This is a genomic window from Kitasatospora sp. NPDC096128, from assembly GCF_040303105.1.
In the GTDB taxonomy this organism is placed as follows: domain Bacteria; phylum Actinomycetota; class Actinomycetes; order Streptomycetales; family Streptomycetaceae; genus Kitasatospora.
Map to the genome: position 1 here is coordinate 151,596 of NZ_JBEOSP010000006.1, position 24,533 is coordinate 176,128.

The 24,533-nt window shown below is 72.3% G+C and carries 19 protein-coding genes and 1 tRNA gene; 1 reads left to right on the forward strand and 19 read right to left on the reverse strand.

Going from position 1 to position 24,533, the window contains the following annotated elements:
* Window positions 1-107: 107 nt before the first annotated feature.
* The 16 genes from ABTY61_RS09525 to ABTY61_RS09600 form a co-directional block, all read right to left on the reverse strand.
* Window positions 108-551, reverse strand: a complete 444-nt coding sequence (locus ABTY61_RS09525) for a Cg1360 family ATP-synthase-associated protein (protein ID WP_350504380.1) — start codon at window positions 549-551, stop codon at window positions 108-110.
* A gap of 301 nt (window positions 552-852) precedes the next feature.
* Window positions 853-2,136, reverse strand: a complete 1,284-nt coding sequence (locus ABTY61_RS09530; protein WP_350504381.1) for an MraY family glycosyltransferase — start codon at window positions 2,134-2,136, stop codon at window positions 853-855.
* A gap of 173 nt (window positions 2,137-2,309) precedes the next feature.
* Window positions 2,310-3,590 (reverse strand): serine hydroxymethyltransferase, encoded by a 1,281-nt coding sequence (gene glyA / locus ABTY61_RS09535; protein WP_350504382.1) that lies wholly within the window; start codon window positions 3,588-3,590, stop codon window positions 2,310-2,312.
* Window positions 3,591-3,702: 112 nt separating this feature from the next.
* On the reverse strand, window positions 3,703-4,344 hold the full coding sequence (locus tag ABTY61_RS09540; protein ID WP_350504494.1) for an arsenate reductase/protein-tyrosine-phosphatase family protein: 642 nt from the start codon (window positions 4,342-4,344) through the stop codon (window positions 3,703-3,705).
* Window positions 4,345-4,376: 32 nt separating this feature from the next.
* On the reverse strand, window positions 4,377-5,024 hold the full coding sequence (locus ABTY61_RS09545; RefSeq protein ID WP_350504383.1) for an L-threonylcarbamoyladenylate synthase: 648 nt from the start codon (window positions 5,022-5,024) through the stop codon (window positions 4,377-4,379).
* Window positions 5,025-5,155: 131 nt separating this feature from the next.
* Window positions 5,156-6,022, reverse strand: a complete 867-nt coding sequence (gene prmC, locus ABTY61_RS09550) for a peptide chain release factor N(5)-glutamine methyltransferase (protein ID WP_030057537.1) — start codon at window positions 6,020-6,022, stop codon at window positions 5,156-5,158.
* A 63-nt stretch (window positions 6,023-6,085) separates the two neighbouring features.
* Window positions 6,086-7,177, reverse strand: coding sequence for a peptide chain release factor 1 (gene prfA / locus ABTY61_RS09555; RefSeq protein ID WP_350504384.1), 1,092 nt, complete (start codon window positions 7,175-7,177; stop codon window positions 6,086-6,088).
* Between the two features lie 147 nt (window positions 7,178-7,324).
* Window positions 7,325-7,546: a 50S ribosomal protein L31 gene (rpmE, locus tag ABTY61_RS09560; RefSeq protein ID WP_350504385.1), complete on the reverse strand. Its 222-nt coding sequence runs from the start codon at window positions 7,544-7,546 to the stop codon at window positions 7,325-7,327.
* A 207-nt stretch (window positions 7,547-7,753) separates the two neighbouring features.
* Window positions 7,754-8,878: an LCP family protein gene (locus tag ABTY61_RS09565; RefSeq protein WP_350504386.1), complete on the reverse strand. Its 1,125-nt coding sequence runs from the start codon at window positions 8,876-8,878 to the stop codon at window positions 7,754-7,756.
* Window positions 8,879-9,031: 153 nt separating this feature from the next.
* Window positions 9,032-11,164, reverse strand: a complete 2,133-nt coding sequence (rho, locus tag ABTY61_RS09570) for a transcription termination factor Rho (protein ID WP_350504387.1) — start codon at window positions 11,162-11,164, stop codon at window positions 9,032-9,034.
* Window positions 11,165-11,755: 591 nt separating this feature from the next.
* A complete protein-coding gene (thrB, locus tag ABTY61_RS09575) occupies window positions 11,756-12,694 on the reverse strand; it encodes a homoserine kinase (protein ID WP_350504388.1) in 939 nt (312 codons plus the stop codon).
* A 378-nt stretch (window positions 12,695-13,072) separates the two neighbouring features.
* On the reverse strand, window positions 13,073-14,170 hold the full coding sequence (gene thrC / locus ABTY61_RS09580) for a threonine synthase (protein WP_350504389.1): 1,098 nt from the start codon (window positions 14,168-14,170) through the stop codon (window positions 13,073-13,075).
* A 10-nt stretch (window positions 14,171-14,180) separates the two neighbouring features.
* Entirely contained in the window at window positions 14,181-15,473 is a 1,293-nt protein-coding gene (locus ABTY61_RS09585) for a homoserine dehydrogenase (RefSeq protein ID WP_350504390.1), read from the reverse strand.
* 137 nt (window positions 15,474-15,610) lie between these two features.
* Window positions 15,611-17,002: a diaminopimelate decarboxylase gene (gene lysA / locus ABTY61_RS09590; protein ID WP_350504391.1), complete on the reverse strand. Its 1,392-nt coding sequence runs from the start codon at window positions 17,000-17,002 to the stop codon at window positions 15,611-15,613.
* 92 nt (window positions 17,003-17,094) lie between these two features.
* Window positions 17,095-18,750 (reverse strand): arginine--tRNA ligase, encoded by a 1,656-nt coding sequence (gene argS / locus ABTY61_RS09595; RefSeq protein WP_350504392.1) that lies wholly within the window; start codon window positions 18,748-18,750, stop codon window positions 17,095-17,097.
* 84 nt (window positions 18,751-18,834) lie between these two features.
* Window positions 18,835-19,263 (reverse strand): response regulator, encoded by a 429-nt coding sequence (locus ABTY61_RS09600; protein ID WP_350504393.1) that lies wholly within the window; start codon window positions 19,261-19,263, stop codon window positions 18,835-18,837.
* A gap of 171 nt (window positions 19,264-19,434) precedes the next feature.
* On the opposite strand from ABTY61_RS09600, the gene ABTY61_RS09605 reads away from it, so the two are divergent.
* Window positions 19,435-19,506 (forward strand) — tRNA-Arg (locus ABTY61_RS09605).
* 142 nt (window positions 19,507-19,648) lie between these two features.
* Here the strand turns inward: ABTY61_RS09605 and ABTY61_RS09610 are convergent.
* From ABTY61_RS09610 to ABTY61_RS09620, 3 genes are all read right to left on the reverse strand, one after another.
* Entirely contained in the window at window positions 19,649-20,647 is a 999-nt protein-coding gene (locus ABTY61_RS09610) for a trypsin-like serine peptidase (protein WP_350504394.1), read from the reverse strand.
* A 298-nt stretch (window positions 20,648-20,945) separates the two neighbouring features.
* Complete coding sequence (locus tag ABTY61_RS09615; RefSeq protein WP_350504395.1) at window positions 20,946-22,562, reverse strand: MFS transporter; 1,617 nt, start codon at window positions 22,560-22,562, stop codon at window positions 20,946-20,948.
* A gap of 172 nt (window positions 22,563-22,734) precedes the next feature.
* Complete coding sequence (locus ABTY61_RS09620; RefSeq protein ID WP_350504396.1) at window positions 22,735-24,441, reverse strand: DUF885 domain-containing protein; 1,707 nt, start codon at window positions 24,439-24,441, stop codon at window positions 22,735-22,737.
* Between the last annotated feature and the right edge of the window lie 92 nt (window positions 24,442-24,533).

Genomic DNA, 24,533 nt, shown 5'->3' on the forward strand with positions numbered 1-24,533 from the left:
CGGACAGACCAGGCCTCTTCCCGTACTCCGTTGTTGCGACGGACGATAGCAGCCCGTCAGTGCGGCATAAACACCGCCCCCCTCGTTGGGGGGACAGTCGGGCCTCGTCACTGTTGACGACCCTTGTCGGAGGGCTTGTCGCCCTTGTTTTCCGAGGCGTGAGGGTCGACGTAGAAGGTCTTGGCCTTGAGTGCGCCACGCACCTGGAAGCCCGTGAAGATCAGCACGCAGCCGATCAGCGTGAAGGCGAAGGCCTGGCGGTTGAAGAGCTCGGTGTTCTTGAACACCGCCAGCACGATGCCGACCAGCAGGATCTGAGTGGTGTACACCAGCAGCGCCGCGGCCATCATGATCTGCGGGTTCGACCTGGTCAGCCGGTCGAGTGCGACCTGGCCGGAGCTGAAGAAGGCCAGCACCAGGAGGGCGCCGAACAGGGCGCCGAGCAGGCCCTTCCCGCCGGCGACGGCGAAGGAGATCGCCATGGCGATGATCCCGGCGGCCGCAGTGGGAATCGCGGCGCCTCGGAGGACCCGGGCGTCGGGGGACGGCATGTCGGCAGCTCCGGCGGCATGTCGATGTGGCGGGGGACGGGCACAGATGGTGGCGGGGTGTCACCGGACCGAGTGGCCGCCGCCGGGCCGCCCGCGGTGAGCGGCGGGCCCGTCGAGGGAGACCGACGAGGGACGGAAGTCCTCCACCTGTCAGGTCTTTCGGCGTGTTCTCGGTACTCGTGAACGGTATCACAAACTATTTGATGAGAGCTTTACCATGAATGTGTGGCTCCTGTCACACCGGCGGAGCAACGATTCCGCCGTACGGGTGAGCCCGTTTGACGGATCGTCAACCTGCTGGTCAGCGGCGTCCGGTGGCCTTGTCGTCGTGGCCGGAGGAGGCGGACGAGCCCCGACTGGCTTCACCCAGAAGTTGCTTGTCCTTCGCCGACAGTTCAGCCATCGGGGCCGCGGCCGGACGCCGCCGGTACCGCGGCGGGACGAAGGACTGCACCGCCCGGGGCGCCCGCGGCCGGAACCGCGGCGTCAGCAGCACCACCAGGCCGACCAGGCAGAGCCCGGCGAGGGTCAGCACCACCGCGCGGCCGGTGTTGGTCACCGAGAAGGCGACCGTGCCGAAGGCGATCAGCGCGGCCCAGAAGTACATGATCAGGACGGCTCGGCTGTGCGAGTGCCCGACCTGGAGCAGCCGGTGGTGCAGGTGGCGCTTGTCCGCGGCGAACGGGGACTGGCCGGCCCAGGTGCGGCGCACCACCGCGAGCAGCAGGTCGGCCAGCGGCAGCGCGATGACCGTCAGCGGCAGCAGCAGCGGGATGTAGATCGGCACCAGGGTGTGCACGGTGGCGGTCTGCGAACCGGTCTCGCTGTTGATCAGGTCGGGGTCGACCCGGCCGGTGATCGAGATCGCGGCGACGGCCAGCATCAGGCCCAGCATCATCGAGCCGGAGTCGCCCATGAAGATCCGCGCGGGGTGCATGTTGTGCGCCAGGAAGCCCAGGCACATGCCGATCAGCAGCACGCTGAACAGCACGGCGGGGGCCGCGTCGGAGATCGTGTAGCCGTACCAGAGCCGGTAGCTGTACAGGAAGAACGCCATCGCGGCGATGCAGACCATGCCGCCCGCCAGGCCGTCCAGGCCGTCGATGAAGTTCACCGCGTTGACCATGACGACGACCAGGGTGACCGAGATGACCATGCCCTGGGTCGGGCTCACCGCGACCGGGCCGACCCCGGGCACCGGGAGGGTGATCACCGTGACGCCCTGCCAGACCATCACGCCGGCCGCGATCATCTGACCGCCCAGCTTGACCAGGGCGTCCACGCCCCACTTGTCGTCCAGCACCCCGAGCAGGAACATGATCCCGGCGCCGGAGAGCAGCGCGCGGATGTCGCTGCCCCCGTTGAACACCTTGCTCAGGTTGTCCAGCTGCGAGGCGACCAGGATGCCCGCGCACAGTCCGCCGAACATCGCGATGCCGCCGAGCCGCGGAGTGGGCTCGCGGTGCACGTCGCGGGCGCGGACCGGGGGCATCGCGCCCGCCGCGATGGCGAACTTCCGGACCGGGCCGGTCAGCAGGTAGGTGACGGCGGCGGTGCAGAACAGCACCAGCAGATACTCACGCACCACTGGCCTCCTGCAACACTGTCGAACGGGGAGGTACCGAAGGTACTCCCCTGCCTTCCCGGGAATCGAGGTGCGTCGCCACGGCACCCACCTTATTGAGTCGGACGCCCGGGACGTGCATCGCGGTTCGCCCTCCCGGGTAGGAGATCCGAATACCTGTGGACGCTCGCGCCTCAGTCTCCCCCGGCGAAGGCCGCCGCCAGCTCCCGGACCCGCTCGGCGACCGGCCCGGGGGCGTCCCCGGCGAGCAGCCGGGCGATCAGTCCGGCGATCCCGGTCAGCTCCGCCTCCCCCATCCCCTGGCTGGTCACGGTGCCCGTGCCCAGCCTGATCCCGGAGGCGTCGGCGGCGGGCGCCGGATCGTACGGCAGCGCGCACTTGCCGAGCAGCAGCCCGGCCGCCGCGCAGCGCCGTTCGGCCTCCGCGCCGGTCACCCCGAGCGGGCTGACGTCGGCGGTCACCAGGTGGGTGTCGGTCCCGCCCGTCAGAGGGCGCACACCGGCCTCTGCGAGCCCCCTGGCGAGCGCCTGCGCCCCGGACACCGTCCGCTGCGCGTACGCCCGGTAGGCGGGCGTCATGGCCTCCGCCAGGGCCACCGCCTTGCCGGCCACCTCGTTCATCGCCGCGCCGCCCTGGCTGAACGGGAACACCGCCCGGTCGATCCGCTCGGCCAGCTCGGCGGTGGACAGCAGCAGGCCGCCGCGCGGGCCGCGCAGCAGCTTGTGGGTGGCCGCCACCGTGACGTCCGCGTACGGCACCGGAGAGGGCGCCACCCCGGCCGCCACCAGGCCGGTGGTCTGCGCGACGGACGCGATCAGATAGGCGTCCACCTCGTCGGCGATCTCCCGGAAGGCCGCCCAGTCCAGGTGCCTCGGGTGGGAGATCGAACCCGCCACGATCGCCTTGGGGCGGTGCCGCCGGGCCAGGTCGCGCACCTGGTCGAGGTCGATCAGGCCGTCGGCCTCGCGCACGCCGTAACCGGTGCACTCGAACCAGCGGCCGGAGAAGTTGGCCCGCGAGCCGCAACTGAGGTGGCCGCCGTGCTCCAGCGACATCGCCAGCACCCCGTCGCCGGGCCGCAGCAGCGCCGCGTACGCCGCGAGCATCGCCGAAGTCACCGACCGGGGCTGGACGTTGGCGTGCGGCGCGGCGAACAGCCCGCGCGCCCGGTCGATCGCCAGCAGCTCCGCGGCGTCCGCCAGCGCGCAGCCGGTGTGGTGCCGGCGGCCCGGGTAGCCCTCGGCGTACTTGTCGATCAGCGGCCCGGTCAGCGCCGCCAGCACGGCCGGGGTGGTGAGGTTCTCCCCCGCCAGCAGCTGGATCGTTTCGGCGCGCCGCTCGGCCTCGGCGGCCAGCAGGTCGGCGATCTGCGGATCCGCCCGGTGCAGCGCTTCGGACGCCCACGGGCGCCCCTTCGTCGCGGTCGAGCCGGTCGCGGCATCGGTGACGGTCATGGCAGGCTCCCGGGCGCTGCGGATGGAGGCCCCGGCCGGAGGCTGGGGGAGGTGAGGCCCAGCGTAGGACCGTCCTGCCCGCCCGGCCCGCCGAGACGGGGCCGTTCGGCCGTCAGCGCGGCGCGGGCACGCCCGTCAGCGCGGTGACCACCGGGTCGACCGCGTGGAATATCTCCTCGCCGCAGTTGCGGAACATGCCGATCGGCGCCCCGTACGGGTCGTCCACCTCGTCGGACTCCGGGGTCGCGGCCAGCAGCCAGCCGCGCAGCGCGGCGGCGGCCCGGACCAGGGCGCGGGCCCGCTCGGTGACGTCGACGCCGCTGCGCGGGTCGGGCAGGGTGCCCGGGTCGATCGTCCGCACCAGGCGGGTGAACTCCTTCATGGTGAAGGTGCGCAGGCCCGCCTCGTGGCCCATCGAGATCACCTGGGCGCGGTGGTCCAGGGTCGCGGTGAGCACCAGGTCGGCCTCGACCACGTGCTCGTCCAGCAGTTCCCGGCCGGTGAAGCCGCCGCTGTCGGCGCCGTACTCGTCGAGCACGGTGGCGGCGTGGTCCTCCATCGGCGCGCCCACGTGGCCCCAGGTGCCGGCGCTCTCCACCAGGATGCGCCCGGCCACCCGGGGGCTGAGCCGGGTGTCCAGCTCACGCCGGGTGAGCCGCTCGGCTATCGGCGAGCGGCAGATGTTCCCCGTGCAGACGAACAGGATCCGGAAGTGGTCCAGCGGCCTGGGACCCACAGCCAGGTACGGCGCTATGCCGGGCCCGTCATGGAGCGAGGCGGTGGGTGTCAACTTCCGGCCTCCAGGTCGGGGACGACCTCCCTCAGCTGCTCGATGCTGATCGCCCCGGCCCGCAGGAGGACGGGCACCTTGCCGGTCACGTCGACGATGGACGAGGCGGTGGCGTGGTCGGCGTTCCCGCCGTCCAGGTAGACCGAGATCGCGTCGCCCAGCTGGGCCTGCGCCTCGTCACAGGTCACCGGGGACGGGCCGCCGGTCCTGTTGGCGCTGGAGACGGCGAGCGGGCCGGTGGTGTTCAGCAGCTCGATGGCGACCGGGTGCAGCGGCATCCGGACCGCGACGGTGCCGCGGGTCTCGCCGAGGTCCCAGCGCAGCGAGGGCTGGTGCTTGGCGACCAGGGTGAGGCCACCCGGCCAGAAGGCGTCGACCAGCTCCCAGGCCTGCTCGGAGAAGTCGGTGACCAGGCCGTGCAGGGTGGTCGGCGAGCCGACCAGCACGGGCGAGGGCATGTTGCGGCCACGGCCCTTGGCGGCCAGCAGCTCGCCGACGGCCTCCGGGGAGAAGGCGTCCGCGCCGACCCCGTAGAGGGTGTCGGTGGGCAGCACGACGAGTTCGCCGCGGCGGATGGCCGAGGCGGCCTCGCGCAGGCCGGTGGCGCGGTCCCCGGCATCGGCACAGTCGTAGCGGCGGCTCATCGGTGCGGTCCCCTTCCGGAATGGCTCATGACGTTCGCGGCGGCGGTGTTCACGACCCGACCCTCCGGGCGGTCGTGCTGTGCTCGATGTTCACGACCCGACCCTCCGGGCGGTCGTGCTGTGCTCGATGTTCACGACCCGACCCTCCGGGCGGTCGTGAAGCGCGGCCGGTTGTTCAGGTCGCGGTGGTCGGCGGTGTCCGTCCAGCCGCGTTCCTCGTTGAAGATCCACGGCACCTGGCCGCCCTGCTGGTCGGCGTGCTCGATGACCACCGCGCCGCCCGGGCGCAGCAGCCGGGCAGCCACCCGCTCGATGCCGCGGATGGTGTCCAGGCCGTCCTCGCCGGAGAACAGGGACATCTGCGGGTCGTGGTCGCGGGCCTCCGGCGCGACGTACTCCCACTCGGTGAGCGGGATGTACGGCGGGTTGGAGATCACCAGGTCGAAGCGGCCGTCCCAGGAGCGGTCGTCCTCGAAGGCCTTGGTGGCGTCACCGGCGTGCAGGGTGACCCGGGCCCGGTCCGGGCTGGCCTCGATGTTGCGCCGGGTGTACTCCAGCGCCCCTTCGTCGAGCTCGAAGGCGTGCACGGTCGAGCGCGGCAGCTCCTGGGCGAGGGCGAGCGCGATGGCGCCCGAGCCGGAGCACAGGTCGACCACCAGCGGCTCGGCGACGTCCATGTCGCGCACCGCGTCTATCGCCCACTCGACGACCGTCTCGGTCTCCGGCCGGGGCACGAAGACCCCGGGGCCGACCGCCAGTTCGAGGTAGCGGAAGAACGCCCGCCCGGTGATGTGCTGCAGCGGCTCGCGGGCCTCGCGGCGCGAGACCGCCTCCCAGTAGCGGGCGTCGAAGTCCGCGTCCTTCACCGTGTGCAGCTGGCTGCGCTTGACGTTGTGGACGTAGGCGGCGAGTTCCTCCGCGTCGAAGCGCGGCGACGGCACGCCGGCCGCGGCCAACCGCTGGGTGGCCTGGGCCACCTCGGCGAGCAGCAGGTTCATCCGTACGACCTCATGTTTCTGCGCTCCGGCTTCAGGCGTGCGTCGGGCTGGGGCGCGCCGGTCTCAGTTCTCTTGGGCCGCGGCGAGCTTGGCCGCCGCGTCCTTGTCGACGCAGGACTGGATCACGGCGTTCAGGTCGCCGTCCAGGACCTGGTCCAGGTTGTACGCCTTGAACCCCGTGCGGTGGTCCGAGATGCGGTTCTCGGGGTAGTTGTACGTCCGGATCCGCTCGGAGCGGTCCACCGTGCGGACCTGGCTGCGACGCGCGTCCGAGGCCTCCCGCTCGGCCTCCTCCTGCGCGGCGGCCAGCAGCCGCGAACGCAGGATGCGCATCGCCTGCTCCTTGTTCTGCAGCTGGCTCTTCTCGTTCTGGCAGGACGCCACGATACCGGTCGGCAGGTGGGTGATCCGGACCGCCGAGTCGGTGGTGTTGACGGACTGGCCGCCGGGGCCGGAGGAGCGGTAGACGTCGATCCGCAGGTCGTTGGCGAGGATCTCGACCTCGACCTCCTCCGCCTCGGGGGTGACCAGCACGCCCGCCGCGGAGGTGTGGATGCGGCCCTGCGACTCGGTGGCGGGGACGCGCTGCACGCGGTGCACGCCGCCCTCGTACTTCAGCCGGGCCCAGACGCCCTGGCCGGGCGAGCCGTCGGGGTTCGTCAGAGCGCCCTTGGTCTTCACGGCGACCGAGACGTCCTTGTAGCCGCCGAGGTCGGACTCGTTGGAGTCGATGATCTCGGTCTTCCAGCCGATCCGTTCGGCGAAGCGCAGGTACATCCGGAGCAGGTCGCCGGCGAACAGCGCGGACTCCTCGCCGCCCTCGCCCGCCTTGATCTCCAGGATGACGTCCTTGTCGTCGCTCGGGTCACGCGGGACGAGCAGCAGCCGCAGTTCCTCGGTCAGCTCGTCGCGGCGCGCCTCGGAGTCCTTCACCTCGGCGAGGAACTCCGGCTCCTCGGCGGCGAGTTCACGCGCGGCCTCGATGTCCTCGCCGGCCTGTCGCCACTGCCGGTAGACCCGGGTGATCGGGGTCAGCTCGGCGTACCGCTTGGCCAGCTTGCGGGCGTTGTTCTGGTCGGCGTGGACGGACGGGTCGGCCAGCCTCGTCTCGAGGGCGGCGTGCTCGACGAGGAGCTCTTCGACTGCCTCGAACATGGGGTGGCCTTCTTCCCGGGGGGCTCGGAACGTGTGAGGGCTTCGGAACGGGTGGAACCGCGACGCGTGCTGGGACGCGAACGGCGCCGGTCCCCAGCGCCCCCGACAACGAGTACGGGGGCACCGGAAACCGGCGCCGTGGGAGCGCTAGGCCTTCGCGCTGTGCTGCTTGCCGAAGCGGGCCTCGAAGCGGGCGACGCGGCCACCGGTGTCGAGGATCTTCTGCTTGCCGGTGTAGAACGGGTGGCACTGCGAGCAGACCTCGGCGCGAATGACGCCGCTGGTCTCGGTCGAGCGGGTGGTGAACTCGGCGCCGCAGGTGCAGGTCACGTTGGTGACCACGTACTCCGGGTGAACGTTGGACTTCAAGGGGTTCTCCTAGTTTTCGGGAGGGCACCGGGTCGGCGGCTGGGAGTGCCGCACGTGAACCGGGACCGACGGACCAGTCTGCCAGGACCGGCCGCATCTTCCCAAACCGGGTCCCGCCGCGGCTTATTCCGGGGGACATTCCGGGCGCCCCGGCGGACGTCCGGGGACGACCATGCGGACGGCTGGGCGGACGGCTGGACGGGCGGCTCAGCGGACGGCGGAGGCCTTGGCCGTGGACTTCACGGACGGCTTCGCCGCGCCCGCCGACGGGGCCGTGGGGGCCGCCTGGGCGGGGTTCTCGGGCTGGGTCGAGACGACCGCCTGCGGGATCGGCTGGTCGGCCTTGAGCGCCGCCCAGACGTTCCCGGCCTGCGGCTGCTGCTCGACCACCCGGTTGGGGTCACTGGGGGCGGTCACCACCGGCAGGGTGACCATGGTGAGCTGGTCCGGCCCGATCCCCTTGAACTCCTGCACCAGTCCGACCAGGGAGTTCACCGAGCCGAGCGCCGAGTCGGTGGTGATGCTCCTGGTCATGGTGTCGCCGATCGACCAGAGCTTGACCGGGTTGGAGAAGAGCCCGATCCCGCCGGCCTGCTGGAGCAGCGACTTGACCATCTGCTTCTGCAGCTCGATCCGGCCGAGGTCGCTGCCGTCGCCGACGCCGTGCCGGGTGCGCACGAAGGCCAGCGCCTGCTGCCCGTCCAGGTGGTGCCGGCCGGCCGGCAGGTCGAGCCCGCTGTCCTTGTCGTGGATGGCCACCGTGGTGGTCACGGTGGCCCCGCCTATCGCGTCCACGACCCGGGCGAAGCCGGCGAAGTCCACCTGGAGGTAGTGGTCCATCCGCAGCCCGGTGAGCTGCTCGGTGGTCGAGACGGCGCAGGCCGCGCCGCCGGCCTCGAAGGCGCTGTTGTACATCGCCCGCTTGACCGCCGGGACGGCCTTGCCGGCGCTGTCGGTGCACTGGGGGCGGTCGACCAGGGTGTCGCGCGGGATCGAGACGATCGAGGCCCGGGAGTGGTCCTGGTTGACGTGGACCACCATCGCGGTGTCGGAGCGGGCGGAGTCGCCGGTGTCGCCACCGGCCAGGTCGCCGTTCTCACCGACGCGGGAGTCGGAGCCCAGCACCAGGATGTTGAAGGAGCCGTCGGTGGCGGCCGGGGGCCGGGCGTCACCGAGGCGGGAGTCGATGTCGACGCTTTTGATGTTGCCGTTGAGCTTCAGGTACGCGTACGCACCCGCGCCGCCGCCGGCGACGACGAGCGCGGCGACCGCGCCGGCGGACCACCGCAGGACCTTGCGGCGGCGACTGGGGACCCTCTTGTGCTCGGCCATACGATCCAGAGTAAATCGGACAAGAAGATCAAATAGTCCCAAGCTGTCCCAACTCTGGAACAAAGCGGCCGCCCGCCCGGCGTCACGACGCACGGAACCCCGGACCGCTCGCGCGATCCGGGGTTCCGTGTCCCAACAGCCGTCCGGCTACGGTCAGTCGCCGGAACCGGGGGTGGTCTTGGCGATCTGCATCAGGAACTCGGCGTTGCTCTTGGTCTGCTTCATCTTGTCCAGGAGCAGCTCGATCGCCTGCTGCGAGTCGAGCGCGTGCAGCACCCGGCGCAGCTTCCAGACGATGGCGAGCTCCTCGCTGCCGAGCAGGATCTCCTCCTTGCGGGTGCTGGAGGCGTCCACGTCGACGGCGGGGAAGATGCGCTTGTCGGAGAGCTTGCGGTCGAGCTTGAGCTCCATGTTGCCGGTGCCCTTGAACTCCTCGAAGATCACCTCGTCCATGCGCGAGCCGGTCTCGACCAGCGCGGTGGCCAGGATGGTCAGCGAGCCGCCGTTCTCGATGTTGCGCGCGGCGCCGAAGAACTTCTTCGGCGGGTACAGCGCGGTCGAGTCGACACCACCGGACAGGATGCGGCCGGAGGCCGGCGCCGCCAGGTTGTAGGCGCGGCCCAGGCGGGTGATCGAGTCCAGCAGGATGACCACGTCGTGGCCCAGCTCCACCAGGCGCTTGGCGCGCTCGATGGCCAGCTCGGCGACGGTGGTGTGGTCCTCGGCCGGGCGGTCGAAGGTCGAGGAGATGACCTCGCCCTTCACCGACCGCTGCATGTCGGTGACCTCTTCCGGACGCTCGTCGACCAGGACGACCATCAGGTGGCACTCGGGGTTGTTGTGGGTGATCGCGTTGGCGACCGCCTGCAGCACCATGGTCTTGCCGGTCTTCGGCGGGGCGACGATCAGACCACGCTGGCCCTTGCCGATCGGCGACACCAGGTCGATGATCCGGGTGGTCAGCACGCCCGGGTCGGTCTCCAGGCGCAGCCGCTCCTGCGGGTACAGCGGGGTGAGCTTGTTGAACTCGGGGCGGCCGCGGCCGGTCTCCGGGTCCATGCCGTTGACGGAGTCCAGCCGCACCATGGCGTTGAACTTCTCGCGGCGCTCGCCCTCGCGGGGCTGGCGGACCGCACCGGTGATGGCGTCACCCTTGCGCAGGCCGTTCTTGCGGACCTGGGCGAGCGAGACGTAGACGTCGTTCTGGCCCGGCAGGTAGCCGGAGGTGCGCACGAAGGCGTAGTTGTCCAGGATGTCGAGGATGCCCGCGACCGGGATCAGGACGTCGTCCTCGCCGATCTGCGTCTCGACCGGGCCGGCCTCGAAGCCGTCACGGCCGCGCCGGCCCCGACGGTCGCGGTAACGGCCCCGACGACCCCGGCGGCCCTCGCCGAACTCGTCGTCGTCGTAACCGCCCTGCTGGATCTGCGGCTGCTGGGCCTGCTGGCCCTGGCCGCCCTCGCGGCGCTGCTGGCCCTCGCCCTGGCCCTGCTGCTGGCCCTGCTGGCCCTGGCGGTCGGTGCGCTCACGGCGGTTGCGGCGGTCACGGCGCGACTCGCGGCCGTCGCCGTCCTGCCCGGCCTGGGCGTCGCCGGCGTCCTGACGCTCGGTGCGCTCGGTGCGCTCAGAGCGCTCGGTGCGCTCGGTGCGCTCGCCGCCGTCACGGCGGTCACGGCGCTCGCGGCGGTCACGACGGGTCTCGCGACCCTCCTCGCGACCCTCGAAGGCGCGGGTCTCGGCCGGGCGGTCGGCCTGCTTGGGCTCGGCCACCACGACGGTGGCGGCCTCGGCGACGGCCTCGGCGGCCGCGACGGGCGCGGTCGGGGCGCCGGCGGCCGAGGTGGCGCGGCGGCGGGTGCGCTCGGCACGGGCCGGCGCGGCGGTCTCGGCGGCGGCCTGGACCGGGATCTCGATCTGGGCCTGCGGCTCGGCGGCCGGGGCCGCGGCAGCGGCGGCGGCGGCCTTGGTGCGGCGGGCCGGCTTCTCGGCCGGGGCCTCGGCGTCCGCCTTGGCGGCGGTGCGCTTGGCGGCCGGGGCGCCACCGGCGGCGAGCAGCGGGTCCCCGCCGCTCTTCTCCTTGATGGTCTCGATCAGCTGGCTCTTGCGCATGCGCCCGGTACCGGTGATGCCCAGGTCCGCGGCGAGCTTCTGCAGCTCGGCGAGGACCATGCCGTCCAGGCCCGCGGCGGCACTGCGGCGGCGGCGGGCCGGGGCAGCGGGGGCGGCGGCTGCGTCCGACGCTTCGGCGTCCGGGCGCGCGCCCATCAGATCGGTGGAGTCGCTCACTAAGGGTCCTTCCCTGGAGCGGACGTCGGCCTGTCTGGCTCGGCGACCGGTTGTGCTGTCCTGACCAACGCTCGACTGCGTCGGTCCGAGGCGGTGATCCCTCGAATGGCGGGAGCCTGTCGAGGGAGAGCTGCGAGGTGCGGTGCGTGAAGCACGGTGGTGCTGAGGTGGCGCGTGGGCCGGTCGTGTGTCGACCTCCCCAGAGGGCGTTGCGCCCACGCTGCCTGCGAATCCCGGGCCCCCGTCGCGTGACGGTGGCCCGCGCTCCGCCCGTCCTGGCCTCGAGGTGGGAGGCCGCGGGTGGGAGTCAGGTGCCGTCACGGCTTCGGGATGCGGCCGCATGTCGCGCAGGCAGGCTGCGTACGCGCTGCGGTGGGCTCCCGGAGAATCGTCGCCCCGGACATCGCGGCGGTTCCACGGCAGTGGAACGCTGGGATCGGGACGCGGCGCACCGAGCCCCGGAGGGCACCTGGTGCAGCAATGAGGTTAACACTACCGACCCCCTCAGACATTCCCCGACCTCGGGCTTGCCAATCGTGTCCGGACGGCCCGGCTCGGCGCCGGGCCCGCGCCGGGGCGCGTCCCAGCAGGTCAGACGCCCAGCGGGAGCACGGTGGCCCCGGTCCGGTCGACGTCGAGCCGGTGCGCGGCGAACGCCGGGTCGCCGCCGTGGCCGTGGTGTCCGGCGAAGGACAGCACCTTGTCGACGCCCGCCTCGTCGGTGAGCGCCAGCACCGTCGGGCCGGCCCCGGAGATGACCGCGGGGACGCCCTCCGCGCGCAGCACGCCGACCAGCGCGGCGCTCTCCGGCATGGCGGAGGCGCGGTAGTCCTGGTGCAGCCGGTCCTCGGTGGCGGCGAGGAGCAGCTCGGGCCGCCTGGTCAGGGCCTCCACCAGCAGCGCCGAACGGCCCGCGTTGACAGCGGCGTCGGCCAGCGGGACGGTCTTCGGCAGCAGGCCGCGGGCGGTCTCGGTGAGCACCTCGCCGGCCGGCACGAACACCACCGGGACGACCTGCTCGGAGGGCTCCAGGGCGACCGCCTTGGCCGACTCCTCGTCGGTCCAGGCGATGGTGAAGTTGCCGCGCAGGCAGGCCGCGACGTTGTCCGGGTGGCCCTCCAGCTCGGAGGCGAGGGCCAGCAGCGCGTCGTCGTCCAGCGCGGACGGGCCGCCGATGGTGACGGCGCGGGCGGCCACGATGCCCGCGCAGATGGCGGCCGAGGAGGACCCCAGGCCGCGGCCGTGCGGTATCCGGTTGGCGCAGACCACTTCGAGGCCGCGCGGCTGGCCGCCGAGCCGGTCGAAGGCGGCCCGCATCGCGCGGACCAGCAGGTGGCGCTCGTCCCGGGGCAGCGTCTCGGCGCCCTCCCCGGCGATGTCGACGGAGAGGCCGGAGTCGGCGACCCGGACGACGACGTCGTCGTACAGGCCCAGCGCGAGCCCGAAGGCGTCGAAGCCCGGGCCGAGGTTGGCGCTGGTCGCGGGAACCCTGACCCGGACGGCGGCGGCACGGAACGCAGGACCGGCCATGCGGTGGACTCTCCTGGGGAAATCGGGCGGCGCGGAGCGCGTCGTCGGTGCGAAGGTGGGGAATCGGCCGCGGGCCCCACGGGCCTGGCGGTCACTGTCGTCGGCGCGGCCCGTACCCGGACGGGCCCGGGGCATGTGCCACACGGCCGGACCCAGAGTATCGAAGAGAGGTTCCCCAGTGGTACACCCCGTGGGCCTTCGATCTGGTGTGTTGCCGGTTCTGGCCGGAATGCGCACCCCGCTCCGTCAAAACGCGGGCCGTAAGCGGGCCGTAATCGGATCGGAATGCGCCGTGGAATTGACACAAAAGTGTCACCGGAGAACTTTGACGGGCCGACCCCCGAAAGGGTCGGCCCGTCGAAGTGTCAGGCCCCGCCGTCAGTCGAGCAGTCCGAGCCGCTGTGCCGCGGCCTCCGGGTCGACCGGGACGACCTGCGGCTGCGGCGCGCCGGCCACCGCCCAGTCCGGGTCCTTGAGGCCGTTGCCGGTCACCGTGCAGACGATCCGCTGGCCCGGGTCGACCAGGCCGGCCTCCGCCTTGGCCAGCAGGCCGGCCACCGAGGCGGCCGAGGCGGGCTCCACGAAGACGCCCTCCTGTGCGGCCAACAGCCGGTAGGCGGCCAGGATCTGACGATCCGTCACCTTGTCGATGAGGCCGCCGGACTCGTCCCGCGCGGCGAGCGCGAAGTCCCAGGAGGCCGGGTTGCCGATCCGGATCGCGGTGGCGATGGTCTGCGGCTTGAGGACGGGCGCGCCGTCCACGATCGGGGCCGAACCGGCGGCCTGGAAGCCCCACATCCGCGGGGTGCGGGCGGCCATCCCGTCGGCCGCGTACTCCCGGTAGCCCTTCCAGTACGCGGTGATGTTGCCCGCGTTGCCGACCGGCAGGACGTGGATGTCCGGGGCGTCGCCGAGCATGTCGACGATCTCGAAGGCCGCCGTCTTCTGGCCCTCGATCCGCACCGGGTTCACCGAGTTGACCAGCGCCACCGGGTACTTCTCGGACAGTTCGCGGGCCAGCGTCAGGCAGTCGTCGAAGTTCCCGTCGACCTGCAGGATCTTCGCGCCGTGCACCAGCGCCTGGCCCATCTTGCCCAGGGCGATCTTGCCCTGCGGGACGAGCACCGCGCAGACCATCCCGGCCCGCACCGCGTAGGCGGCGGCGGAAGCCGAGGTGTTGCCGGTGGACGCGCAGATGACGGCCTGGGCGCCGTCCTCCTTGGCCTTGGAGATGGCCATCGTCATCCCGCGGTCCTTGAAGGAGCCGGTCGGGTTGGCACCCTCGACCTTGAGGTAGACCTCGCAGCCGGTGCGCTCGGAGAGCACCTGGGCGGGTACCAGGGGCGTGCCGCCCTCCAGCAGGGTGACCACCGGGGTGGCCGCGGTGACCGGCAGGCGGTCCCGGTACTCCTCGATCAGGCCGCGCCACTGGTGGGTGTGCGCGCCTCGGACGACGTTCTCGGCAACGGCGTTCATGGCTGGTTCCTTATTCCCCTTCGACCCGCATGATGCTGGCCACGTCCCGCACGCTGTCCAGCGCGCGGAGCTTGTCGACCGTCGCCGACAGCGCGGCGTCGGTGGCACGGTGGGTGACCACGACGAGCGAGGCGTCGCCGTCGCGGCCCTGCTGGCGCACGGTGTCGATGGAGACGCCGTGCTCGGCGAAGACGGACGCGACCTGGGCAAGCACGCCCGCCCGGTCGTCCACATCCAGGCTGACGTGGTAGCGGGTGACCACCTCGTCCATCGGCTTGGCGGGCAGCTGCGTGTACACGGAGTCACCGGGACCGGTGGACTCGGCCAGCTTGTTGCGGCAGACCGCGACCAGGTCGCCGAGCACCGCGGAGGCGGTCGGCGAACCGCCCGCGCCGGGGCCGTAGAACATCAGCCGACCGGCCGCCTCGGCCTCGACGAACACCGCGTTGTAGGCCTCGCGGACGGACGCCAGCGGGTGCGAGAGCGGGATCATCGCCGGGTGGACCCGCGCGGTCACGGACGCGCCGTCGGCGGCCCGCTCGCAGATCGCCAGCAGCTTGACCACGCAGCCCATCGCCTTGGCGGAGGCGATGTCGGCCGCGGTCACCTCGGTGATGCCCTCGCGGTAGACGTCCGCCGCGGTGACCTCGGTGTGGAACGCGATCCCGGCCAGGATCGCGGCCTTGGCGGCGGCGTCGAAGCCCTCGACGTCGGCCGTCGGGTCCGCCTCCGCGTAGCCGAGCGCGGTGGCCTCCTCCAGCGCCTCCGAGTAACCGGCGCCGGTGGTGTCCATCTTGTCGAGGATGAAGTTGGTGGTGCCGTTGACGATGCCCAGCACCCGGTTGACCTTGTCCCCCGCGAGGGACTCGCGCAGCGGGCGCAGCAGCGGGATCGCGCCCGCCACCGCGGCCTCGTAGTACAGGTCCACCCCGGCCGCGGCGGCCGCCGCGTGCAGCTCGGTGCCGTCCTTGGCGAGCAGCGCCTTGTTGGCGCTGACCACCGAGGCGCCCTGCTCGAAGGCCGACAGGATCAGCGATTTGGACGGCTCGATGCCGCCCACCACCTCGACCACGACGTCGATGTCGCCCCGGGTGACCAGGGCCTCGGCGTCGGTGGTGATCAGGTGCTCGGGCACCCCGGGGCGCACCCGGCCGGCCCGGCGGACCGCGATCCCGGCGAGCTCGACCGGGGCACCGATGCGAGCGGCGAGGTCGTCGGCCGTCGTCGTCATGATGCGCGCCACCTCGGAGCCCACCACACCACAACCCAGCAACGCCACCTTCAGCGGGCGCGTACGCATCATCCGACTCCGCTCTGCATTCTTCGTGCTTCGGTATTTCCGGCGGTTTTCGGGGCCCGCCGGCAACTTCGGTCCGTACCAGTCTCGGGGACTTTCCGCACGGATCTACGGTCGTTCCATGATCTGAGACGAGAATTTCGTCATCCGATATCCAGACGCAGGAGATCCTCCTCCGTCTCGCGCCGGACGATCACCCGGGCCGCGCCGTCCTTGACGGCGAGCACCGGAGGCTTGAGGGCATGGTTGTAGTTGCTCGCCATCGAACGGCAGTAGGCGCCGGTGGCGGGCACCGCGATCAGGTCGCCCGCGGCCAGGTCGGACGGCAGGAAGGCGTCCCGGACGACGATGTCGCCGGACTCGCAGTGCTTGCCGACCACCCGCACCAGCATCGGCTCGGCGTCGCTGGTGCGCGACACCAGGGCCACCGAGTACTCGGCGTCGTACAGCGCGGTGCGGATGTTGTCGGACATCCCGCCGTCCACGCTGACGTAGGTGCGCAGGCCCTCCAGCGGCTTGACGGTGCCGACCTCGTACAGCGTGAACGCGGTCGGGCCGACGATCGCCCGGCCCGGCTCCACGCTCAGCCGGGGGGCGTTCAGGTCGGCGGCCGCGCACTCCCGGCGGACGATCTCGGCCAGCGCGGCGGCGATCTCGGCCGGCTCGCGCGGGTCGTCCTCGCTGGTGTACGCGATGCCGAGGCCGCCGCCGAGGTCGATCTCGGGCAGCTCGACGCCGTGCTCGTCGCGGATCCCGGCCAGCAGGCCGACCACCCGGCGGGCGGCGACCTCGAAGCCCGCCATGTCGAAGATCTGCGAGCCGATGTGCGAGTGGATCCCGCGCAGCTCCAGGCTGTCGTGCCGGAGCACCCGGCGCACCGCCTCGGCGGCCGCTCCCCCGTTGAGGGACAGGCCGAACTTCTGGTCCTCGTGTGCCGTGGCGATGAACTCGTGGGTGTGCGCCTCCACGCCCACGGTGATCCGGATCAGCACCTGCTGGCGCACGCCGTGGCGGGTGGCGATCGCGGCCAGGCGCTCGATCTCCTCGTAGGAGTCGACCACGATGTGCCCGACGCCGGTCTTCACCGCGTGCTCCAGCTCGTCCACCGACTTGTTGTTGCCGTGCAGCGCGATCCGCTCCGGCGGCATCCCGGCGGCCAGCGCCACCGCCAACTCGCCGACGCTGCACACGTCGAGGTTGAGGCCCTCCTCGTGCAGCCAGCGCACGATCGCCTTGGAGAGGAACGCCTTCCCGGCGTAGTAGACGTCCGCGTCGGCGCCGAAGGCGTCCCGCCAGGCGCGGGCCCGGCTGCGGAAGTCCTCCTCGTCCAGCACGTAGGCCGGGGTGCCGAACTCGGCCGCCAGCCGCTTGACGTCGATCCCGCCGACGGTGGCCACGCCCTCGGCGTTGCGGGCGACGGTGCGCGACCAGACCTTGGGGTCGAGCGCGTTCAGGTCGGCCGGCGGGGCCTGGTAGTGGCCCTCGGGCAGGACGTCGCCGTGACGGGGGCCTGCCGGGTGTGCGGAACGGCTCATTGTCCTTAAGTCCTTCGAGACCTATGGCAAGGGGCGGCGACGGTCCTCGTTGACCGTCAGCCGCCCCCTTCCGGTGCGCTTGGGGGTGGTGCTTACATCCGCTCGGGCGCCGTCACGCCCAGGAGCGTGAGGCCGTTGGCGAGCACGGTGCGCGTCGCCTCGACCAGCCAGAGGCGGGCGTGCGTGAGGTCGGTGACCTCCTCGTCGCCCTTGGGCAGGACCTGGCAGTTGTCCCAGAAGCGGTGGTAGGCGCCGGCCAGGGTCTCCAGGTACACGGCGACCCGGTGCGGCTGGCGGAACTGGCCGGCGTCGGCCAGGACTTCGGGGAACGCGGCGAGCTGACCGAGCAGCTCGTTCTCCCACTCCGTGCTCAGCAGCTCCGGTTTGAAGTCCGCCGAGCGCGTGATGCCCAGGTCGGCGGCCTTGCGCTGGAGCGAGGACATCCGGGCGTGCGCGTACTGGACGTAGAAGACCCGGTTCTCGTTGGTCTGGCTGGTCAGGATGTTGATGTCGAGCGTGATCGTCGAGTCCGTGGAGGAGCGCGCCAGCGTGTAGCGGGCAGCGTCGACGCCGATCCAGTCGACCACGTCGTCGATCGTGATGATGTTGCCGGCCCGCTTGGACATGCGGACCTCTTCGCCGTCGCGAAGCATCTTCACGAACTGGCCGATCTTCACCTCGATGTTGTGGTTCATGTCGTCGCCCGCGCAGGCCGCGATGGCCTTGAGGCGGTTGACGTAGCCGTGGTGGTCGGCGCCCAGCATGTAGAGCGCGACCTCGGCGCCGCGGTCCCGCTTGGACAGGTAGTACGCGGCGTCGGCGGCGAAGTAGGTCTTGTCGCCGTCGGCCTTGATCAGGACGCGGTCCTTGTCGTCGCCGAAGTCGGTGGTGCGCAGGAAGACCGCGCCGTCCTGGTCGAAGACGTGGCCCTGCTCGCGCAGCCGCTCGATGGCCTTCTCGACGGCGCCCGAGTCGTGCAGCGTCTTCTCCGAGAACCACACGTCGAAGTGGGTGCCGAACTCGTCCATGGAGCGCTTGATCTCGGCCACCATGAGCTTGAGGCCCTCGGTGCGGAAGACCTCCAGCTGCTCGGCCTCGGGCAGGTCGAGCACGCCCGGGATCGCGTCGGTGAGCGCCTTGGCGATGTCGACGATGTACTCGCCGACGTAGCCGCCCTCGGGCGCCTCGCGGCCGTTCGCGGCGGCCTGGAGCGAGGCGGCGAACTTGCTGATCTGCACGCCGGCGTCGTTGAGGTAGTACTCGGTGGTGACGTCGGCGCCGGAGGCCCGCAGCACGCGCGCCAGCGAGTCGCCGACGGCCGCCCAGCGGACGCCGCCGATGTGGATCGGGCCGGTGGGGTTGGCGGAGACGAACTCCAGGTTGATCTTCAGGCCCTTGAGGGCCTCGTTGCGGCCGTAGGCCTCGCCCGCCTCGACGACGGTGCGGGCGAGCGCACCGGCGGTGGCGGTGTCCAGGGTGATGTTCAGGAAGCCCGGACCGGCGATGTCGACCTTGGCGACGCCGGTGATCCCTCGCAGGCGCTCGGCCAGGGCCTCGGCAACGGCTCGCGGCGGCTTGCCGGCCGCCTTGGCGAGCTGGAGGGCCACGTTCGTCGCGTAGTCGCCGTGGTCCCTGTTCTTGGGCCGTTCGACCGTCACGTGCTCGGGCACGGCGACGGCCAGCTCGCCCGCCTCGACGGCGGAGCTCACTGCGGCCTGGATTGCCTGGGAAAGGTCTGCGGGGGTCACGACGCCAAGCGTAGGCGAGACGGGGTGCCCGCCCGCCACCCGGTTTACCGGTTGAGACGTCGCGGGACGCCGCCTCCTGGGGTGTCAGCCGTGATCCGTGCGCTCTGTTCGCTCAGGGCGAAACCCGCGGGGGTGCTCCACCGCCCGCATCAGTCGCCGGACCAGGGCCACCAGGTCGGCGGGGTCGAAGGGCTTGCCGAGGTAGCCGTCCACCCCGACCGCCTCCCCCAGGTCGAGGTCCGCCGGGGTGCAGGCGCTCACGATCGCGATCGGCAGCCCGCTGGTGTCCGGGGTCGCGCGCAGCCGGGCCGCCGTCCGCAGGCCGTCCAGCCGCGGCATCACCACGTCCAGCGTCACCACGTCGGGCTTCACCCGGCGGACGACCTCCAGGCACTCGGCACCGTCGGCGGCGGTCACCACCTCGAAGCCCTCGAGCTCCAGGTTGACCCTGATCAGCTGGCGGATCACCTCGCTGTCGTCCACCACGAGGACCCGCCCGGACACTCCCGACACCTCACCGAGGGTATCGGCGGCCCCACCGCCCCGTCCGGCCTTTGGGCACTTCCGCCCACGGGCCCGCCGGGGGCGCCCCGACGATCTTTCCGGAAACCCGTGCACGGACCCCGTGGGAAGCCTGGTAGTGTTCTTCCCGTCGGAACGCGCAAGTGGCCGACAGGCCAACAGGCCCCCGTAGCTCAGGGGATAGAGCACCGCCCTCCGGAGGCGGGTGCGTAGGTTCGAATCCTACCGGGGGCACTTCGCAGGAAGTGCAGAACAGGCCCAGACCAGCGGTGGTTACCGCCAGTCTGGGCCTTCGTCATGTCCGGGCACGGGCGGCCCGGACCCGACCGGTACCGGCGGGACCGGCCCCCGAGGGGGTGGGCCCGGGCCCGTCGGGTCAGGGGGCGCTGCCCTCGACCTGGGTGTACAGCGCGGCGATGGTGTGGTCGAAGTAGGCGCTGTACGAGGTGTCGTCGTTGTCGCCGCCCTGCTGGTAGCCGCCGATGGCGCCGACCACGTCGCCGGTCGCGGCGTTGATCCAGGGGCCGCCGCTGGTGCCGGCCGGGTAGGCCGGGCACTGGATGACCCGCTGGTAGGCGCCCTCCTGGGCGGTGGAGTTGGTGCAGAGGCTGGGCGTCTCGGCGTCGGCCGGGTAGCCGTAGAGGCGGACGGTGGCGCCGAAGGGCTCGTCGGTGCCCAGCTTGTTGCCGCCGACCACGTCCTCGACGTTGCGGCCGTTGTTGGGGGCGGTCTCCAGGATCGCGAAGTCCTCGTCCACGTCGCCGTTCTGGGACCAGCCGGCGGCGGTGTGGACCGCGGTCACCTTCCAGGTCCCGTACGGAGCGGAGCCGTCACGGTAGCCGGGCGCGAAGGTCACGCCGTCGGGACTGCTGACGCAGTGGGCGGCGGTCAGCAGCAGGTTGCCGGTGGCGCTGTGCAGCACGCTGGCGGTGCAGAAGTGGTCGCCCGGGCCGACCGGTCCGCTGAACAGGGCGCCGACGGTGGAGGATTCCCGGTCGTCGGCGGGGGCCGCGGCGGTCGCCCCGAACGTCGCGCCGTGCGCATCGGGGGCGGCGGGCGCGCCGGCCGCGGAGGCGGTGGCGGTGGCCGTGGGGGTGTCGGTGGGAGCCGGGGTGTCTGTGGGCGTCGGGGCCGCGCTCGGGGTGGTGTCCGCGGCCGGGGCGGGCGCCGCGGTGGGGGCGGCCGGGGAGCTCGCCGGAGCGGACACGACGGTCCGGGTGCTGCGGGCCTCCTTCCCGGCGGCGGACGCGTCGGACAGGCTGAACCCGTGCGTCCCGGCCACCACCGCGGCCACCGCGACCGCGGACAGCGCCGTGACCACCGACGGGGCCAGCAGACGGTGGCGGCGCGACCTCGCGCGGCGGTGCTGGCCCATTCCTGACTCCCCTGCCCTGGTCGGTGGCGCCTCGTTCGGTCGACGACTATGCCGCCTCAGCCTGGAAGGCTCGTTACCGCAGGCTTGGAGCTCGATGAGAAATCGACCACCGGGTCATGAGCGTATCCAAAACGGATGCCGCCATGACGGCGGTGGACCCGCAGCGGCGCACTGGACGTTGCGCACAGCGGAGCGCCCCGGGACGGGCCCCAGGCCCTCGGGCGGTGGCCGGGGACCCGGGGGCGCCGTGACTCGACTGCCGCGGCCCCGCAGAGGGGTTCGGGTCGCGCTGCTCCCGTCAGTCCGCCTGCGGCCGCTCCGTCCCCGCCGTCGCGCGGGCCTCCGCGGCCGGTTTCACATTGGCCTTCACGTCGGCCATGGCCGCGGCCCGGGGGCTCGGCCGGCCGTCCACGGCGGCCGGTGCGGCGGCCGCCGCCTCCGCCCCGCCCGGGACGGTGGTCGCCCCGACCGGTACCGGACGGTGGTCGATCATCAGGAAGGCGACCAGTGCGGCGAGCAGCAGCACGCCCATCGCGACCCAGGTCGCGACCACGTAGCCGTGCACCGCGCCCTGGGCCCGCACCAGCGGATCGCTCGTGATCCGGGTCGCCAGCCAGGTCGCGGTGGCGCTGGCGGCGATCGTGTTCAGCAGCGCCGTACCGAGCGAACCGCCCACCTGCTGGGCCGAGTTGATGGTGGCCGAGGCGGCACCGGCCTCGTTCGGGGCGACCCCGAGGGTGGCCAGGCTCATCGCCGGCATGAACACCAGGCCCATGCCGAAGCCGATCAGCAGCACCGAGGGCAGCACCATGGCGGCCCACGGGCTGTCCACCTTCATCTGGGTCAGCCAGGCCATGCCGGCCGCGGCCAGCAGCAGCCCGGGGGCGATCAGGTTCCGGGACGGCACCCTGGTCATCAGCCGGGCCGCGACGCCGGTCGAACTCACGATGATGGCCGCCGTCATGGGCAGGAAGGAGACGCCCGAGACCACCGGCGAGAAGTGCTTGATCGCCTGCATGTAGTAGGTCAGGAACAGGAACAGGCCGAACATGCCGACCATGGCCAGGCCCACCGAGAGGGCGCCGCCGCCGCGGTTGCGCTCGGCCACGATGTGGATCGGCAGCAGCGGGTGCGTGGAGCGCTTCTCGACCAGGACGAACGCCCCGAGCAGCGCCACGCCCAGCAGCAGCGAGCCGATCACCAGGCCGTCGCTCCAGCCCCGGGTGACGGCCTCGGAGGTGCCGAACACGATGGCCAGCAGGCCGCCGCAGCCGAGCAGCGCCCCGGGCAGGTCCAGCTTGATCCGGCGCCCCTTCTCGACGTGGTCGCGGTTGAGCACCCGGAACGCCGAGAAGGCGGTGACCACGGCGATCGGGGTGTTCACGAACAGGCACCAGCGCCAGTCCAGGTACTCGGTCAGCAGACCGCCGGCGATGAAGCCGATCGCGGCGCCGCCGCCGGCGATCGCGCCGAAGATGCCGAAGGCCGTACTGCGTTCCTTCGGATCGGAGAAGGTGGTGGAGAGCAGCCCCAGCGCGGAGGGGGCGAGCAGGGCGCCGAACGCGCCCTGGAGGGCGCGGGCGCCGAAGAGCATGGCCGGGTCGACCGCCGCGCCGCCGAGGGCGGAGGCGAGGGCGAAGCCCAGCAGGCCGACGATGAAGACGCGCTTGCGGCCGAAGAGGTCGCCCAGTCGTCCGCCGAGCAGCAGCAGGCCGCCGAAGGCGAGGGTGTAGGCGGTGATCACCCACTGCCGGTTCGCGTCGGAGATGCCCAGGTCCCGCTGGGCCGACGGCAGCGCGATGTTCACGATGGTGATGTCGAGGACGATCATGAGCTGGGCGATGGCGATGATCGCGAGCGCCCACCAACGACGGCTGTCCGCGGTGTCATGACCGATGGCGGTTTGAGCAGACACTGGTCGAGCCTTCCGGATGGGGTACGGAGAGGTCACGCAGTCGCCTTCCAGCCAAACGCCGCCGCAGGCGAATCGCAAGGAAAAACCTCACCAAATCGACCTTTGTCGGACAAAAGGACCAGGGCCCCGGGACTCATGACCGAGCCCCGGGGCCCCGGCCCCGGCACCACCCCTAGAGCGCCGACAGCTCCGCGACCAGGTCGTCCAGCCCCAGCGAGCCCTGCGAGAGCGCCGCCATGTGCCAGGCCTTGAGGTCGAACTCCTCGCCGCGCGCCTCGTGCGCCGCCCGCGCCGCCGCCCGGCCGCGCAGCCAGGCCCGCTCGCCCAGCTTGTAGCCGATCGCCTGACCGGGCATGCCCAGGTAGCGGACCAGCTCGCTGTCCAGGAAGTCGGCGGACAGGCCGCAGTACCGGCCGAAGAACTCCCGTCCGTGCTCCGGGCTCACCGGCTCGCCCGGCCGGTACGGGGAGTCCGCCGGGAAGTCCAGGCCGACGTGCATGCCGATGTCGACGATGACCCGCAGCGCCCGCATCATCTGGGCGTTGAGGAAGCCCAGCCGGTGGCCCGGGTCGGTGAGGTAGCCGAGCTCGTCCATCAGACGCTCGGCGTACAGCGCCCAGCCCTCCAGGTTGGCGCTCACCCCGCCGAGGCTCACCTGGTAGCTGGAGAGCCGGTCGGCGACGTACACCCACTGGGCGAGCTGCAGGTGGTGGCCGGGGACGCCCTCGTGGTACCAGGTCGACACCAGGTCCCAGACCGGGAAGCGCTCCTCGCCGAGCACCGGCAGCCAGGTCCGGCCGGGGCGGCTGAAGTCCAGGGCGGGCTGGGTGTAGTACGGCGCGGCGGCGCTGCCGGCCGGGGCGAGCCTGGACTCGACCCGGGTGACCGGCTCGGCCAGGTCGAAGTGGGTGCCCTGGAGGTCCCGGACGGCCTGGTCCATCAGGCCCTGGAGGTACTCCCGGGCCGCCTCGGCGCCCTCGATCGCCGGGCCGTCCGTCTCCAGCCACTTCATCGCGGCCATCGGGCCGACGCCCGGGCGGACCTTCTCCGCCTCGGCCTCCATCTGCGCGTACAGGTCGTGGAACTCGCTCCAGGCCCACGCGTACGCCTCGTCCAGGTCCAGGTCCGCGCCCGTCCAGTAGCGCACCCAGCGGGCGTAGCGCTCCCGGCCGGCGGTGTCCGGGGCGTCCGCGGCGGCCGGGCCGTACACGTCGCGCAGCCAGTCGCGCAGCGCGGCCAGCGCCTCGGCGGCGGCCACCGCGTGCGCGGACAGCTCGGCGCGCACACCCTCCGGGGCGTCCTGGACGAACTCGCCGAACCAGCCGCCCGGGACGTCCCCGGCCAGCCACTCGCCGAACTGGCCCACCACCGTCTCGACCTGGCGCGGGCCGGACAGCAGGCCGCGCTCGATGCCCTCGGTCAGCGTCCGCCGGTACTGCTCCAGCGCCAGCGGGACGCGGGCCAGCCGGCGGCCGATCAGCTGCCACTCGGCCTCGGTGCCGGTGGCCATCAGGGTGAAGGCCTCCCGCGTGTTGTGCACCGGGGAGCCCAGGTTGCGCACCGCGCGGTAGTCCTCCCCCGCGTCGTGCACGGCGAGTTCGGCGGTCAGCCGCTCGCGCAGCAGCCGGGCGCAGCGGCGCTCGGCCTCGTCGTCGGCGGCACCGGCCCGCTCGGCCTCGTCCAGCCGGGCCAGGGTGCGGCGGGCGAGTTCGGCGATCGCCTCGGCGCCGGCCGGGGAGAGGTCCGGCAGCCGGTCGTCCTCGGGATTGAGGCCGAGGTAGACCGCGGTCAGCGGGTCGAGGTCGGCCAGCGCCTGGACGTAACCGTCGGCGATGCGGCGGGGAGTGTCCCCGCCGGCGGTGATCAGTTCTTCAACCATTCGGACATCATCGCGGCGCCCGGGCCGATTGCAAGCCCTGTCAGCGACCGTTGACCGGCCGGGGTGCCCGGCCTGACGCACGGTGAGCGGCA

Coding starts and splice junctions, on each gene's coding strand:
- thrC (WP_350504389.1), bottom strand. CDS start 14,170: ATGAACGCCGTTGCCGAGAACGTCGTCCGAGGCGCGCACACCCACCAG.
- lysA (WP_350504391.1), bottom strand. CDS start 17,002: ATGAGCCGTTCCGCACACCCGGCAGGCCCCCGTCACGGCGACGTCCTG.
- ABTY61_RS09585 (WP_350504390.1), bottom strand. CDS start 15,473: ATGATGCGTACGCGCCCGCTGAAGGTGGCGTTGCTGGGTTGTGGTGTG.
- ABTY61_RS09620 (WP_350504396.1), bottom strand. CDS start 24,441: ATGGTTGAAGAACTGATCACCGCCGGCGGGGACACTCCCCGCCGCATC.
- ABTY61_RS09545 (WP_350504383.1), bottom strand. CDS start 5,024: ATGAGCCGCCGCTACGACTGTGCCGATGCCGGGGACCGCGCCACCGGC.
- thrB (WP_350504388.1), bottom strand. CDS start 12,694: ATGGCCGGTCCTGCGTTCCGTGCCGCCGCCGTCCGGGTCAGGGTTCCC.
- prfA (WP_350504384.1), bottom strand. CDS start 7,177: ATGTTCGAGGCAGTCGAAGAGCTCCTCGTCGAGCACGCCGCCCTCGAG.
- ABTY61_RS09525 (WP_350504380.1), bottom strand. CDS start 551: ATGCCGTCCCCCGACGCCCGGGTCCTCCGAGGCGCCGCGATTCCCACT.
- prmC (WP_030057537.1), bottom strand. CDS start 6,022: ATGAACCTGCTGCTCGCCGAGGTGGCCCAGGCCACCCAGCGGTTGGCC.
- ABTY61_RS09610 (WP_350504394.1), bottom strand. CDS start 20,647: ATGGGCCAGCACCGCCGCGCGAGGTCGCGCCGCCACCGTCTGCTGGCC.
- ABTY61_RS09565 (WP_350504386.1), bottom strand. CDS start 8,878: ATGGCCGAGCACAAGAGGGTCCCCAGTCGCCGCCGCAAGGTCCTGCGG.
- glyA (WP_350504382.1), bottom strand. CDS start 3,590: ATGACCGTCACCGATGCCGCGACCGGCTCGACCGCGACGAAGGGGCGC.